This window comes from Pseudomonas sp. B21-059 (assembly GCF_026016285.1).
GTDB classification, from domain to species: Bacteria; Pseudomonadota; Gammaproteobacteria; order Pseudomonadales; family Pseudomonadaceae; genus Aquipseudomonas; species Aquipseudomonas danubii.
Genome location: NZ_CP087201.1, coordinates 3,133,057 through 3,147,499 on the forward strand (window position 1 = coordinate 3,133,057; position 14,443 = coordinate 3,147,499).

Consider the following 14,443-nt stretch of genomic DNA (forward strand, 5'->3'; position numbering starts at 1 on the left):
CTTGAGAGTCGTCCCTTAACCGCGCGGTGTCGCAGCGGCGAGTTTCACAGCCGGAGCCGCCTTGGCAGGGGTGACCTGCGGCAGGTTGCTGGCTTCCAGTGCTTGGCGTTGTTGGGCCAGGGCGGCGAGGGTTTCCTGGCTGGCCATGGGGATCACTTCAGGCGTGACCGGGGCACCGGGACGTGCCCGCTGCAAGCCCTTGACGATGATGGTGTCGTCCTTGCTCAGCCCGTTGCGCACGATGCGCAGGCCCTCGATCTTCGGCCCCAGTTCCACGGCGCGGTAGGCCGGCTTGTTGTCGGCGTCCATCACCAGCACGAACTTCTTGCCCAGGTCGGTGCCCACGGCTTCGTCATTGATCAGCATCGCCGAGTAGGTGCCGCTGCCCACCAGTTTCAGGCGCGCATACAGGCCCGGGGTGTAGCTGCCGTCACGGTTGTCGAACACGGCGCGGCCGCGGATGGTGCCGGTCTTGGGGTTGACCTGGTTGTCGACGAAGTTCATCTGGCCCAGGTGCGGGTGGCCTTCTTCATTGGACAGGCCCAGGTACACCGGGGTGGTCTGGCCGCGCTGACCCTGGCGGGCGAGCTGGGTGTACTTGAGGTACACACGTTCGTCGGCGTCGAAGTAGGCGTAGACCTTGTCGGTGGACACCAGGCTGGTGAGCGGGGTGACATCGGCGGTCACCAGGTTGCCGGCGGTGATCTGTGCGCGGCTGACGCGACCGCTGATGGGGGCCACCACCCGGGTAAAGCTCAGGTTGAGCTTGGCCAGGTCCAGTTGAGCCTGGATCGCATCGACTCCGGCCCGGGCTTCCTGGGCGGCGCTGCTGCGGGTGTCGGCCAGCTCGGCGGAAATCGCGTTGCTGGTCAGCAGGCGCTGGCCGCGTTGGGCTTCGTTGGCGCTGCGGGTAGCGGTGGCCCGGGCTTGTTGCAGCTGGGCTTCGAGGCGGCGGACTTCAGCCTGGAAGGGGCGCGGGTCGATCTGGAACAGCAGGTCGCCTTTCTTCACCAGAGCGCCTTCGGTGAACGCCACTTGGTCGATCTGGCCCGAGACCCGTGGCCGGATTTCCACGGTTTCCGGGGCTTCCAGGCGTCCGGTGAACTCATCCCATTCGTTGACCGGCTGCTCCAGCACCTTGGCCACACTGACCTTGGCAGCGGGCGGGGCGGAGGCGGTTTCCGGGGCTTTGCCGCAGGCACTCATGACCAGAACGGCGAGGGCGGCTAAGGGGTAACGCAAGAGTTTGACTGACTGGTCCATGGTTCATCCGCCAAGGTAATTTGAGATGGGCGGATGATGCTCGGCAGGGTGGTATCTCACGAATCGAATGAAGCGAAGGTAACTATCATTCGGAATGATATAAGCCCCAAGCGAGCCCTCTAGCCTGCACCTTTCGTTAGGGTGCTATCAATCCCCTGGTATGCAATTGATTGTTGCCGCATACGCAACATTGCCCGTTGGGGCTGGGGGCAGCTGTCGGCGAACAGGCCCTCATGTCTTTGTATTCGGGCATTGCAGAGATTGTTTGAACGGCTCGCAGGCGCCTGTCGCGCAGGGACCTTCTGCGGGTCATGCGGGGCGTGTTGAGCGCTTTTTGCAGATGACTCCACTTGACAGCGAAGGGTTTGAAGACGCGTAATATGTCGCAATGTTAACGTTAACCTAGATAAGAACAAGAGGGTCGTCACATGCAGCTTGCCGCCAAACGCGAGTACTGGCTTATCAGTGGTTTATTGTTTTTCTTCTTCTTTTCGTGGTCATCCAGCTATTCGCTGTTCTCTATCTGGCTGCATCGAGTCATTGGCTTGAATGGCACGGAAACCGGGTTCATTTTCGCCGCCAACGCCATTGCGGCGTTGCTGGTTCAGCCCTTCTACGGCGCTCTTCAAGACCGCCTCGGGCTGTCCAAAAAGCTGTTGGTATGGATTGGCATCTTGCTCTGCGCTGCGGCCCCGTTTGCCATTTATGTCTACGCCGGCCTGTTGGCGCAGAACGTGGTGCTCGGCGCCTTGGTCGGTGCGGCGTTTCTGGCGCTGGCGATGCTGGCAGGCGTGGGGGTAATCGAGTCCTACACCGAGCGTTTGTCACGTCATGCGGGGTTCGAGTTTGGAACCACCCGAATGTGGGGATCGTTGGGCTGGGCCAGCGCGACCGGTGTGGTCGGCGTGGTGTTCAACATTGATCCTGACATTGCTTTTTACATGAGCAGCGCCGCCGGCGTCGTGTTCCTGCTGATCCTGTCCCGCCTGGACCTTGACCGTTTGAACCAGCCGGCTGCCCAGGCGGGCACCATTGCCCACCCCGTGCGCCTGAACGATCTCTGGAAGTTGCTGACACTCCCGCGATTCTGGGCTTTCAGCCTCTACCTGACGGGGGTGTGCGGGATCTACATGATCTACGAGCAACAGTTTCCGGTGTATTTCTCCTCGTTTTTCCCGACCCCGGAGGAGGGCACCCGCGCCTATGGCTACCTGAACTCGTCTCAGGTGCTGGTCGAGGCAGTCTTGATGCTGTTTGCACCCTGGGTGGTCAGCCGTACAGGCGCCAAATACGGGCTGATCCTGGCCGGCAGCATCATGTTTGTACGCATCCTTGGCTCCGGGATGGCAACGCAGGCCTGGGCTATCGCCGCCTGCAAGATGTTGCACGCCTTGGAAGTGCCCATCTTGCTGGTCTCGATATTCAAATACATTTCGCTGAACTTCGACTCTCGGCTGTCCGCCTCGATCTACCTGGTGGGATTCCAGTTCGCCCAGCAATTGACCGCCATGCTGCTATCGCCGCTGGTGGGCTACGGCTACGACCATTTCGGTTTCTCCAGCGTCTACGTGCTGATGGCAGGCCTGGTCGGCGTTTGCCTGTTGCTGTCATGGACCTTGTTGCGCAAGGACCCCGTGCGCGGCGCCGCTCAAGACCGGTCTGGCGATTCGCCGGAGCTGCCTGCCATCGCTCAATCTGCCCTTCGTTATGAACCCTAGACAGGAACCGGCCATGCACGCTGCACTGTTAGAGCAAGCGCATCGCGCTATCGAAAAAAAGCTGCCCGAGCGGGAGGATGACTATCGCCTGGCCTATCACCTTGCGCCGCCGGCAGGATGGATGAATGACCCGAACGGCCTGGTGTTTTTTCGCGGTGAATACCATGTGTTCTACCAACATCATCCCTATTCGGCTAAGTGGGGGCCGATGCACTGGGGGCATGCCAAGAGCCGCGACCTGGTGCACTGGGAGCATCTGCCCATCGCGCTGGCGCCTGGCGACGCCGATGACCGCGATGGCTGCTTTTCAGGATCTGCGGTGGTCGCGGACGACAGGCTGTACCTGATCTACACCGGGCATACCTGGCTGGGTGCGCCGGGTGACGAGCGGCACATTCGTCAGGTCCAGTGCCTGGCCAGCAGCATCGATGGCGTTTCGTTCAGCAAGCACGGGGCGGTGATCGATACGGCGCCTGAGCCGAGCATCATGCATTTTCGCGATCCCAAGGTGTGGCGGCGAGCAGGGCAGTGGTGGATGGCCCTGGGCGCTCGCCAAGGCGACGACCCGCTGCTCCTGCTCTATCGCTCCGACGATCTGCATCACTGGAAGTACCTCAGGTGCGCGCTGCAGGGGCGACGCGAGTCGGACGGCTACATGTGGGAGTGTCCGGACCTGTTCGAACTCGATGGCAACGATGTGTTTCTCTATTCGCCTCAAGGCCTGAAGCCCAGCGGTTATGACAACTGGAACAAGTTCCAGAACAGCTATCGGATGGGCCTGCTGGACGACCGTGGATACTTCAGCGAGTGCGGTGAGCCGCGTGAACTGGATCATGGTCACGATTTTTATGCGGCGCAGACCCTGCTGGCGCCGGACGGACGCCGCCTGTTGTGGGCCTGGATGGACATGTGGGAGAGCCCGATGCCGAGTCAGGCGCAGCACTGGTGTGGTGCGCTGTCGCTGCCTCGTGAGCTGAGCCGTAATGGCGAGCGCCTGCGCATGCGGCCGGCCCGCGAGCTGAAGGCGCTACGCCAGTCGCAACGGACACTGGCGATCGGCGTGGTCGAATCCGGCAATTGCCTGCTCGATGAGCGAGGGACGTTACTGGAGTTCGAACTGTCCCTGGACCTGGCTGGCAGCACTGCTGAGCGCTTTGGGCTGGCGCTGCGTTGCAGTGAGGATCAGCAAGAGCGGACCCTGGTGTATTTCGATGCGATGGCGCGCCGCCTGGTGCTGGACAGGCAACACTCGGGAGTGGGGGTGAGCGGTGCGCGCAGCGTGCCGATAGCCAAGGGACAAACGCGGATAGACCTGCGGATTTTCCTTGATCGTTCGTCTATCGAGGTGTTTGTCGATGACGGCGCTTATAGCTTGAGCAGCCGGATCTATCCTCGTCCTGACAGCCAGGCGGTCATGGCGTTTGCGGTCAATGGCAGCGCTGGGTTTGGCGATGCGTCGGTCTGGCACCTGGCCGATCTGCGCCTCTGACCCTGGTGATCGGCCATGGGCGCGCGACGTCTGGCGATGTGTTGTCATGCTTTTGCCAAGCATGACATGATGCCCGGCCATACAAGCATTGGCACCTGCGAATGGCCTCAGTTAAAGATGTCGCGCATCTCGCAGGGGTTTCCTTGATGACGGTGTCCAGGGCGCTCAATACCCCGGAAAAAGTCAATCAGGAAACCCTGGCGAAAGTCCTGCAAGCGGTTGAGACCCTGGGTTATGTCCCCAGTCTTTCTGCCCGACAGATCCGCGGCGGCGCTTCCCGTAGCAAAACCATTGGCGTCTTCGCGCTGGATACCGCCACCACGCCCTTCGCCGTGGAAATGCTCCTGTCCATGGAGCGCACCGCCCGGGAACACGGCTGGAATGTCTTCATCCTCAACGTGTTCGAAGTGCCGCCGAGCCAGCAGACCATCGACCTGATGCTGTCCCACCAGCCTGACGGAATCATCTTCAGCGCCATGCAGTTGCGGACCATCGAGATCCCCCCGGCGTTGCGCAGCCTGCCGCTGGTGCTGAGCAATTGCATGAGCCTGGAGTCCGGGGTGGCCTGTTATGTGCCTGACGATGCCGACGGCCAGTATCAGGCTGTGCGGCATGCGCTCAAGCGTGGCTACCGCAGTCCGTTGTGCATCAACCTGCCACAAGCCAGCCTGGCCTGGGAGCAGCGCCAGCTTGGATTGTGTCGAGCCCTCACTGAGGCTGGAATATCCGTGGCCGATGTTCCTCAATACAGTCTGTCCCAGGATGACGCCTATCAGGAAACGATCGCCGCGCTGGAGACGCAATTGCAAGCGTCGCAAGGAGCGCCAGCGTTCGATCTTCTTATCTGTGGTAACGACCGCATCGCTTTGCTGGCTTACCAGTACTTGCTAAGTCGCGGTCTGCGTATTCCGCAGGACGTGGCGGTTCTGGGGTACGACAACATGATCGGTGTTGCCGAGCTGTTCTACCCGCCGCTCAGTACCGTGCAGTTGCCGTATTACGAAATGGGGCGGCGTTCTGCTCAGTACCTCATTGAGCGCTGGGAACAGCCGACGATTCACAGGGTTGCGTGCCCGCTGGTAGAACGCGAATCCTGCTGAACGGCATGGCTGACAGGACAATGCGCGCACCCGGCGGGTGCTCATGATCCTGGTGCTGGCGAATCGTCGGCCGGCCTTTACATTTTTTGACTGCAGATTCACTGATTAATACAACTCCGGCTTCAGCAAAGTTTGATACTGCGCGCTCTACCGCCCCGAAGGATTCTCCGCTCGGGGTATCGCTCCAAATGCACGAAAGGAATCATCCGGATGTATCTCTCTCATAGGCTCACGGGGATCGGTCTGTGTACCGCGTTGTTTGTCCTGGCAGGTTGCGCGCCCACATCAATAGCCGGACTCGGGGCCAACAATGTGCGCATCACCCACAACGAACCGGGACGTGAATGCCAGTTTCTTGGTGATGTCACCGGCAGTCAGGGCGACTTTTTATTGGGCAGTATCACGGGTAACGCCAATCTCGAAACCGGCGCCCGCAACGACCTGAAAAACAAGGCCGCGGCGCTGGGGGGCAACCGGGTTTACCTGCTCACTCAGCGCGCAGGGCAGACCGGTTCGGACAATCGCCTGGAGCAAACCAACGTGACGCTTTCGGGCAATGTCTATCGCTGTCCCGAGTCCTGAGCCGGCGGCCTGCCGCTGAGCGCTGAACATCTTTCCCCGTCAATGGCCGAGCTGTCAGCGCTATGGATGTCGGCATCGGTTCGGGAGCGGTCAGCGCCGGGATCTGCGTCCGCTGCTGCCAATGATCATGCGCTGGTGATGTGTTGAACGGAGCGCTCGGCCATTTCTGCTGCCGAGCCCGCAGCAGGATGATGCTTGCAGCGGGCGCCTCAGGAGGGGAGGGACAGCAACCAGGCGCTGAAGGTCTTGAACGCCGGAAAGTGCTGGTAGCGCGCGGCGCAGGTCAGGTAATAGTTGCGACCGCTTTCCATGGGGCCGAACAGCTTGACCACGGCTCCAGACTCGATTTCCTCCTGCACCAGGATATCGGGAACCAGCCCGATACCTATGCCTGCGGCCACCGCCTGGATCAGGTGGGCGGTGAGCTCGAAGCTGGGGCCCGTGCGCATTTTCTGGTGATCCAGGTTGTTGAAGTCGAACCAATCAGACCAGCCGTTGGGGCGAGACACCACATTGAGCAGCAAATGATGGGGGAGCTCGTCCAGCGATAGCTCGGGGTTGCCTGCCAGGGCCTTGGGGCTGGCGATGACGATCAGTTTTTCTCGCAGCAGCAGGTGCGACACGTAGCCCGGCCAGTCCCCTTTCCCCGCACAGATGATGGCCTGCATGTCGCCCACGCTGGAGGGGTTGTCGGCGTGAATGATCCTTGAATGGATATGCACCAGGTTCCTGGGATGACGGGCATAGAACTCATGCATTTTTGGCAGCAGCCATTTTGAGCCGAACGTCGGAAGCACCGCCAGGTTCAACGGGCCATCTTCTTCCTTGAAGGCAATGGTCTGCAGGGTGGCGCTGCGAATGCGCCCCAATGCGGCGCTGAGTTCATGCTGGTACAGGGCGCCGGCGGCGGTGAGTTCGATTTTTCTGCCCTCGCGCTTGAACAGCGAGATCTCCAGCTGCGATTCCAGGGCCTGCACTTGCCGGCTGACCGCGCTTTGGGTCAGGGCCAGTTCGTCCGCGGCTTTGGTGAAGCTGCAATGGCGGGCGGCGGCCTCGAAAGCGACCAGCAGGGACATTGAAGGGGTCAGTCGGCGTGGGTTCATTCATAAAGCTCATGCAAAAGCTGCAGGTTTTACGTTTGTGTGAAACGTCTTGGCCCCACAAAATCGTGGGTGCGCCCCTTGCCATGCAGCAGCTGTCGGGGGGTAAGCATACATAACGAGAATGCTCAGATTAGCGGTATCGCCAGTAGGAATTCCAGCATGATTGCCCGGTTGTCTCCCCATGAAGTCAAAAACCCAGCCTGCGAGTTGTTCCTGGCTCGCCTGGAACAGGAAGGTTTCCAGGGAGAAATCGCTCGCGATCATGGGCTCAGGACCGTGCTGGCGACCGACAACTCGATCTATCAGCGCCTGCCGCAAGCCGCGGTGTTTCCGCGCAATGTGCAAGATGTTCAGCTGTTGGCCCGCCTCGTGGCGCTGGCGCCATTCAGCTCGGTGGTACTCACGCCGCGGGGCGGAGGAACCGGCACCAATGGTCAATCGTTGACCAGCGGGATCGTGGTCGACTTGTCGCGCCACATGAACGGCATCCTTGAGATCAACGTCGAGGAGCGCTGGGTGCGGGTGCAAAGCGGCGTGGTCAAAGACCAGCTCAACGCGGCGTTGAAACCCCATGGACTGTTTTTTGCGCCCGAGCTGTCGACGTCGAACCGGGCCACCATCGGCGGCATGATCAACACCGACGCAAGCGGCCAGGGCAGCTGCACCTATGGCAAGACCCGTGATCATGTCCTGGCGCTGTCGACCATTCTCATCGGTGGCGAGCGGCTCGACAGTGTGCCCCTGGACCCTGACCAGTGGCAGGCACAGGCCCGTCGCGAAGACAAGGTTGGCGCGATCCATCGCTGTGCATCGCAGATCGTGGAGCAATATGCCGAGCTGATCGAACACACCTTTCCCAAGCTGAACCGTTGCCTGACGGGGTACGACCTGGCGCATCTGCAGGAGCCCAACGAGCGACTCAATCTCAACAGTGTCCTGTGCGGATCCGAAGGCTCGCTGGGTTTCATCGTGGAAGCCACGCTCAATGTGCTGCCTGTCCCCCAGTACTCGATCCTGGTCAACGTGCGGTATGCAGGCTTCATGGATGCGTTGCGCGACGCCAAGGCGTTGATGCAGCTCAAGCCGCTGTCCATCGAGACGGTGGACTCCAAGGTCCTCGGGCTGGCGATGAACGACATCGTCTGGCACGGCGTCGCCGAGTACTTTCCCCAAGACCTCGAGGTGCCGACCCTGGGCATCAACCTGGTTGAGTTCAGCGGCGACGACGAGGCGGCCTTGCTGCAACGCGTGGATGAATTTGTCCTGCACCTGCAGCGTGACACCCGCGTGGTGCGATTGGGGCACACCCTGGCCGTCGGCGCCCAGGCCGTGCAGCGGGTCTACGCGATGCGCAAGCGGGCCGTGGGGTTGCTGGGCAATGTCAAAGGCTCCGCCCGGCCCCAGCCGTTCGTCGAAGATACCGCCGTTCCTCCCGAGCACCTGGCTGATTTCATTGCGCAGTTCCGCGAGCTGCTCGATAGCCATGGCCTGGAATATGGCATGTTCGGTCACGTGGACGCCGGGGTCCTGCATGTGCGGCCGATCCTGGACATGAAAGACCCCGCTCAGGCGGCCCTGATCCGGCCCATTTCCGACGCCGTCGCCGAGCTCACGCACAAGCACGGCGGCTTGCTCTGGGGCGAGCATGGCAAAGGCTTGCGGTCGCAGTACGTGCCCGACTACTTCGGCGAACTCTATCCGGCCCTGCAGGAGCTCAAGGCGGCTTTTGACCCGAACAACCAACTCAATCCGGGCAAGATCGCCACGCCCAAGACGCTGCCCGACGCCCGGTTGACCCGGGTGGACGAGGTCCGGTTGCGGGGCGAGCTTGATCGCACCATCGATGAGCGGGTCTGGTCGCACTACGACGCCGCGGTGCATTGCAACGGCAACGGCGCCTGCTACAACTTCGACCCCGATGACGCCATGTGTCCGTCCTGGAAAGGCACCCGCAATAGACTGCACTCGCCCAAGGGGCGCGCGTCGCTGGTGCGTGAGTGGCTGCGCTTGCAGGGCCAGCAAGGTGTCGATGTGCTGGAAGTGGCTCTCTCGTCCAGGTCCGCGCTGCTCGGCCTGCCCAGGCGTGCGCTCAATACGCTTGCACGGAAGCTGGGCCAGAAAGACTTTTCCCACGAGGTCTACGAGGCGATGGCCGGGTGCCTCGCCTGCAAGTCCTGTGCGGGGCAGTGCCCGGTGAAAGTCAATGTGCCGGACTTTCGCTCGCGGTTTTTGCAGCTGTACCACAGTCGCTATCTGCGCCCGTTGAAGGATTACCTCATCGGTTCCCTTGAGTACACCATTCCCCACTTCGCCCGCGTGCCGCGCTTTTACAACGGGATCATCGGCTCGCGGATGGTGGGGGCGTTTCTGCGGCGGGTGGCCGGAATGATCGACAGTCCGCTGCTGAGCCTGCTGGATTTTGATGAGGTGTGCCGGCGGTGGAACGTGCGCGTGGCGTCGCCTGCGCTGCTTGAGGGGATGGACGAGGCGCAACGGGCTCGCAGCGTGATTCTCGTGCAGGACGCCTTTACCCGTTACTTCGAAACACCGCTGCTGGCCGATTGGATCGAACTGATTTCCAGGCTGGGGTTTGAGGTGTACATCGCGCCGTTCGCGGCCAATGGCAAGCCGCTGCAGGTCCAGGGCTTTTTGAGAGCCTTCGAAAAGGCTGCGCATTGCAACGGCCGATCGCTGCGCCAGCTGCACCGATATCAGATTCCATTGGTGGGTCTTGATCCGGCGATGACCCTGGTTTATCGGCAGGAGTACGCCAAGACCCTGGGTCAGGATCAGGCCCCGAGCGTGCTGCTGCCGCAGGAATGGCTGGCCCAGGTACTGGCGCCGTCAGCGCTGTGCGCGGACCAGGAGACTTACCACTTTGTGCCGCACTGCACCGAGAAAACCAACGAGCCGGGCAGCGTGGCGCTGTGGCAGACGATTTTTGCGCGAGTCGGCCTGAAGTTGCAGGTGCAAGCCAGCGGCTGCTGTGGGATGTCCGGAACCTATGGCCACGAAACCCAGAACGCCGGGACCTCGGAGGTCATTTACCGCCAGTCCTGGGGCCCCTTGGTGGCCCGTCTCAATGGGGCCGGGCGCCTGCTGGCGGATGGCTACTCGTGCCGCAGCCAGGTCAAGCGCAAGGACGGACAGACCGTCCAGCACCCGCTCCAGGCCCTGCTGAAGCTGATGCGCGGCGCCGACCAAGCCGGGCGTCTTCAGAAGCCGTAGAGCTGTGCTGGGTTGTCCACCAGGATCTGCTTGATCAGCGCATCATCGTTTTCAACCCAGTCGAACAGCATCTCCAGCAGGCTGGCGTCGTTGGGCATCGGCACCGGTATGCACGGATGTGGCCAATCGCTTGCCCACAGCAGCCGGTTCGGATTGGCCTCGATCAACGCCCGGGCGTAGGGTGTTACGTCGTCATAAGGAAAGTCCTTCGACGCGGTAAAGCGATAGGCGCCGGACAGCTTGACCCACACCCGGCCTTCTTGCAGCAGGCGCAGCAGGTCGGTGAATCCCGGGTGGTTCAGCCCGCAACTGGTGGGCATGTGCCCCATGTGGTCGATGACGACTGGCACCGGCAGGCTGGCCACGGTTTCGTACAAGTCGGCGAATTCGGTGATATCGATCAGCAACTGAAGGTGCCAGCCAAGGGGTGCGACTTTTTCCGCCAGGGCCGCAACATCCGATACCTCGACGCCACTTTTAAAGATCAGGTTGACGCGCACGCCGCGAACCCCGAGGCGATGCATCGCCTGCAGGGTTTGGCTATCGGTGTCGGTATCGATCACCACAACCCCGCGCAATGCGCTGCCCCCTTGCTTCAGCGCCGCCAGGGTGGTGCTGTTGTCCGCCCCGTAGACACTGGGTTGGACGATGACTGCGCGACTCAATCCCAGGGTTTTCTGGACGTGCTCAAAGGCCTCCAGGGGAGCGGGGGGCGGCGTGTAGGAACGGTGAGGGGAGAACGGTTGCCCATGCTCGTCACCAAAGACGTGGAAGTGGCAGTCGCATGCCCCATCCGGCAAGGTGCGTTGCAGTTTGCGCGGCTCGGGATCCGGGCCTGCGCATTGCGGGGCGTAGGTTTCGCCCAGCGAACTCATGCGAGTGATTTCCCAGCCTTGCAATCCCCGCAACCCATTGCGCTCGGCGGAGTTGATGATCTGTTGCCAGGTGGCGCGCCTGGCGAGGTCGGGGTCGCCGAGCTTGATCGCGTCAAAGATCGCCTGATGTTCGGCCAGCAGGGTTTCGCCGAGGTCGCTCGAACGCACCAGGCGGTTTTCCAGCAAGGCCGCTTCGTAGACGTGGCTGCAGAGAAAGATGATGAAGTTGCGAAAGTAGTCATTGCCTGTGGCGTCGGCAATGGCGCGCTTGAACTGCAGGCTGTGCTCCAGCATGTCCTGAGGGTTTTGCAGGCCGTCGCGCAGGGTGTCCAGCGCCGCTGCGATCTTGTTCAACTGATTGAGTGAGCGACGTCGGGCGGCCATGGCGGCTGCGGCGACTTCGAGGTCCAGGCGCAGTTCGTAGAGCTGGCGCAGCTTGGTGCTGTCGGTCAGTTCCTCTTGAGTGATGCGGAAGCTGCTCTGGTTGGCTTCGGTGGCAACAAACACCCCAAGCCCTTGGCGACTGATGACGAGGCCAGCCGAACTGAGCCGCGCCACGGCTTCACGCACGACATTTCGGCTAACGGCGAAGGCTTCGGCTAAGCGGCTTTCGGTGGGGATGCGATCACCGGGACGGAGTCGACCTTCACGTATTTCACTTTCCAGATAACGAAAGATCTCAACCGAGAAGTGATCACGTCGGCCAATTGCTTTTATAGTCATTTTTCTCAGTCATCGAATGTCGGTTTCAAAAGCTTGAAACGTAGAACGCCCGCGTAACGAACGATACGCGGGCGTTACTCTAACAAATGATGTCTGGTTCAGTGCAATTGCTTGCCCCTGGTTTCCGGGAGGAAGCAGGTCACCACCAGGACCAGGCAGTAGGCACCTCCGGCGAACATCGCAATCGCGGTGCCCAGGCTGTATTGGGCACTGATGAAACCGACGAGTCCCGGGAACAGTGCGCCCACCGCGCGCCCGAAGTTATAGGAGAACGCCTGGCCGTTGGCCCTCACTGCCGAAGGATAAAGCTCCGTCAGAAAGGCCCCCATGCCGCTGTAGATACCGGATGCGGCGAACCCCAAGGGAAAACCGAGAATCAGCATCTGGGTATTGGTCAGGTTCAGTTGCATGTAGCAGATCACGCTGATGGCCGACAGGACGGCGAAGAGGATGAAGTTGGCGCGGCGCCCCAGCCTGTCAGACAGGTAGGCACCGCAGACATAGCCGAAGAATGACCCCAGGATGACCACCAGCAGGTAGCTGCCGGTGCCGAAGACTGACAGGCCCTTCTCCAGCTTCAGATAGGCCGGCAACCATGTGGTGATCGCGTAGTAGCCACCTTGTACCCCCATGCACAGCAGCGCGGACAACAGGGTGGTGCGCAGCAGCGAGGGGGAGAAGATGTGCCAGAAGGCCACCCTGTTGCCTGTTTCGCTCTGGTGCTTTTTGCTCTGCAGGAACACCTCGGGTTCTGGCACGTATTTACGAATGTAGAGCACCAGGAGTGCAGGTGCGATGCCGATCCAGAACAGCGAGCGCCAGGCAAGGTCTTCGGGAAGGTAGCTGAAGGCCACTGTGTAGAGCAGCGCGGCCGCGCCCCAGCCAATGGCCCATCCGCTCTGCACGATACCCACGGCCTTGCCGCGATGTTCCGCTCGGACCATTTCGCCGATCAGCACCGAGCCCACTGCCCACTCGCCGCCGAACCCGAGGCCTTGCAGCGCACGAAGGACAAACAGCTGTTCGAAGTTTTGCGCGAAGCCGATCAGTACGGTGCAGATCGAGAACCACAGAATGCTGATCTGCAGCAGCCGCACCCGACCGTAGCGGTCAGCCAGGATCCCCGCTCCCCATCCGCCAATGGACGAAAACAGCAAGGTCACGGTGCTCAGCAGTCCCACTGATCCCTTGTCGATGTGCCAGAGGGTCATCAAGGAGGCGATGACGAAGGTGAACACCATGAAGTCCAGGGCGTCCAGCGCCCAGCCACCCAATGCGGAATAGAAGGTGCGTTTTTCAACGGTATTAAGTTCGCTAAACCAGCTCATTATTGTTCTCCGTGCAGCACCTTAGTGCCGCTGGGTTATTGTTTTTGTTATTTGAAGTCGTACAGAACGGCGGGGTTATCGACCAGGATGCTCTGTCGTTGGCGCTCATCGGGCGCCCATGAGCGCAAGCGATCCAGTAATGAACCGGTGTCGGGCGTGCTTTCGAGCGCTACGTGGGGCCAGTCGCTGCCCCAAACCATTCGTTCGGGGGCGACGCCCAGCAAGGCATGGGCCAGCGCATCCGTGTCGGCATAGTCCGGATGCCGCTCACTCAGGCGGTAAGCGCCCGACAACTTGACCCACCAACCGTGTTCCGCCACGTTTCTCAGCAGCAACTCGAACCCCGGCTCCTTGACGCCCAGGCGGGCCGGGAAGTGTCCGAAGTGATCGATCACCACGGGGCAGGGCAGCCTGGCTATCCGTGCCTGCAGCTCGCTTAACAGCCGGACATCAATCAAAAACTGCAGATGCCAGCCAAGGTCGGCAACTCGATGGGCAAGACGCTCCATCAAGTCCAGATTCACGCCGCCGCGAAACAGCACGTTGATGCGAACTCCGCGCACACCCAAGGCGTGCATGTGCGCCAGTTCGTCATCGCCGATTCGTTCGTCGACTACCGCGACGCCCCTCAGTCGATCGTGATGACGTTGCAACACCTCGAGCATGTAGCGGTTATCGGTGCCGTAGACGCTCGGCTGCACCAGAACCCCGCGCTGCATCCCCGTGGCCCGCAACATGTCCAGGTACAGCGCTTCAGGTGCGGGAGGCGGGGTGTAACTGCGCTCGGGTACCAGGGGATAGCGCTCAAAATCAGCACTGATCACATGCGCATGGGTGTCGCATGCACCTGTCGGCAGCACGAAGCTCGGGGCTTGGATCGTTTCTCTCGGGGCGGCACAGGAGGGCGGCCACGCTGTGGCGGATTTGGGGTGAGGCATGGATTTCATCTCCTCGACAGCTCTTCGCACGCCTTGGCGGTTGCAGAGCGGTACTTGTTGGTTGTTGGTTGTTGGTTGTAGGTTGTCCAACAAGTG

General features: G+C 61.2%; 10 protein-coding genes. 5 read left to right on the plus strand and 5 right to left on the minus strand.

The window, feature by feature from the left end; translation table 11 throughout:
- Nucleotides 1-15: 15 nt before the first annotated feature.
- Nucleotides 16-1,263, minus strand: coding sequence for a multidrug efflux RND transporter periplasmic adaptor subunit MexE (gene mexE / locus LOY69_RS14335; protein WP_110595588.1), 1,248 nt, complete (start codon nt 1,261-1,263; stop codon nt 16-18).
- A 428-nt stretch (nt 1,264-1,691) separates the two neighbouring features.
- Here mexE and LOY69_RS14340 point away from each other — a divergent pair, with 428 nt between their 5' ends.
- From LOY69_RS14340 to LOY69_RS14355, 4 genes are all read left to right on the plus strand, one after another.
- Nucleotides 1,692-2,981 carry an MFS transporter gene (locus tag LOY69_RS14340; protein WP_170002424.1) on the plus strand — a complete coding sequence of 430 codons (1,290 nt, stop codon included), beginning with the start codon at nt 1,692-1,694 and terminating at the stop codon, nt 2,979-2,981.
- A 13-nt stretch (nt 2,982-2,994) separates the two neighbouring features.
- Nucleotides 2,995-4,470, plus strand: coding sequence for a glycoside hydrolase family 32 protein (locus LOY69_RS14345; RefSeq protein ID WP_265074795.1), 1,476 nt, complete (start codon nt 2,995-2,997; stop codon nt 4,468-4,470).
- 101 nt (nt 4,471-4,571) lie between these two features.
- On the plus strand, nt 4,572-5,570 hold the full coding sequence (locus LOY69_RS14350; protein WP_253084853.1) for a LacI family DNA-binding transcriptional regulator: 999 nt from the start codon (nt 4,572-4,574) through the stop codon (nt 5,568-5,570).
- A 210-nt stretch (nt 5,571-5,780) separates the two neighbouring features.
- Entirely contained in the window at nt 5,781-6,152 is a 372-nt protein-coding gene (locus tag LOY69_RS14355; protein WP_213666294.1) for a DUF4156 domain-containing protein, read from the plus strand.
- A gap of 209 nt (nt 6,153-6,361) precedes the next feature.
- Here the strand turns inward: LOY69_RS14355 and LOY69_RS14360 are convergent, their stop codons facing one another.
- Nucleotides 6,362-7,255, minus strand: coding sequence for a LysR substrate-binding domain-containing protein (locus LOY69_RS14360; RefSeq protein ID WP_265074796.1), 894 nt, complete (start codon nt 7,253-7,255; stop codon nt 6,362-6,364).
- Nucleotides 7,256-7,414: 159 nt separating this feature from the next.
- Here LOY69_RS14360 and LOY69_RS14365 point away from each other — a divergent pair, with 159 nt between their 5' ends.
- Complete coding sequence (locus LOY69_RS14365) at nt 7,415-10,483, plus strand: FAD-binding and (Fe-S)-binding domain-containing protein (RefSeq protein ID WP_265074797.1); 3,069 nt, start codon at nt 7,415-7,417, stop codon at nt 10,481-10,483.
- On the opposite strand, the gene LOY69_RS14370 is transcribed toward LOY69_RS14365, so the two are convergent.
- The 3 genes from LOY69_RS14370 to LOY69_RS14380 form a co-directional block, all read right to left on the minus strand.
- Nucleotides 10,471-12,081, minus strand: coding sequence for an amidohydrolase family protein (locus LOY69_RS14370; RefSeq protein WP_102879584.1), 1,611 nt, complete (start codon nt 12,079-12,081; stop codon nt 10,471-10,473). The genes LOY69_RS14365 and LOY69_RS14370 overlap by 13 nt on opposite strands.
- A 98-nt stretch (nt 12,082-12,179) precedes the next feature.
- Nucleotides 12,180-13,409 carry an MFS transporter gene (locus LOY69_RS14375; RefSeq protein WP_047304692.1) on the minus strand — a complete coding sequence of 410 codons (1,230 nt, stop codon included), beginning with the start codon at nt 13,407-13,409 and terminating at the stop codon, nt 12,180-12,182.
- A 47-nt stretch (nt 13,410-13,456) separates the two neighbouring features.
- Nucleotides 13,457-14,347, minus strand: a complete 891-nt coding sequence (locus LOY69_RS14380) for an amidohydrolase family protein (RefSeq protein WP_265074798.1) — start codon at nt 14,345-14,347, stop codon at nt 13,457-13,459.
- Between the last annotated feature and the right edge of the window lie 96 nt (nt 14,348-14,443).

Bases quoted from the DNA above. Each gene is read 5' to 3' on its own strand.
- mexE (WP_110595588.1), bottom strand. From the start codon at position 1,263: ATGGACCAGTCAGTCAAACTCTTGCGTTACCCCTTAGCCGCCCTCGCC.
- LOY69_RS14340 (WP_170002424.1), top strand. From the start codon at position 1,692: ATGCAGCTTGCCGCCAAACGCGAGTACTGGCTTATCAGTGGTTTATTG.
- LOY69_RS14345 (WP_265074795.1), top strand. From the start codon at position 2,995: ATGCACGCTGCACTGTTAGAGCAAGCGCATCGCGCTATCGAAAAAAAG.
- LOY69_RS14350 (WP_253084853.1), top strand. From the start codon at position 4,572: ATGGCCTCAGTTAAAGATGTCGCGCATCTCGCAGGGGTTTCCTTGATG.
- LOY69_RS14355 (WP_213666294.1), top strand. From the start codon at position 5,781: ATGTATCTCTCTCATAGGCTCACGGGGATCGGTCTGTGTACCGCGTTG.
- LOY69_RS14360 (WP_265074796.1), bottom strand. From the start codon at position 7,255: ATGAACCCACGCCGACTGACCCCTTCAATGTCCCTGCTGGTCGCTTTC.
- LOY69_RS14365 (WP_265074797.1), top strand. From the start codon at position 7,415: ATGATTGCCCGGTTGTCTCCCCATGAAGTCAAAAACCCAGCCTGCGAG.
- LOY69_RS14370 (WP_102879584.1), bottom strand. From the start codon at position 12,081: ATGACTATAAAAGCAATTGGCCGACGTGATCACTTCTCGGTTGAGATC.
- LOY69_RS14375 (WP_047304692.1), bottom strand. From the start codon at position 13,409: ATGAGCTGGTTTAGCGAACTTAATACCGTTGAAAAACGCACCTTCTAT.
- LOY69_RS14380 (WP_265074798.1), bottom strand. From the start codon at position 14,347: ATGCCTCACCCCAAATCCGCCACAGCGTGGCCGCCCTCCTGTGCCGCC.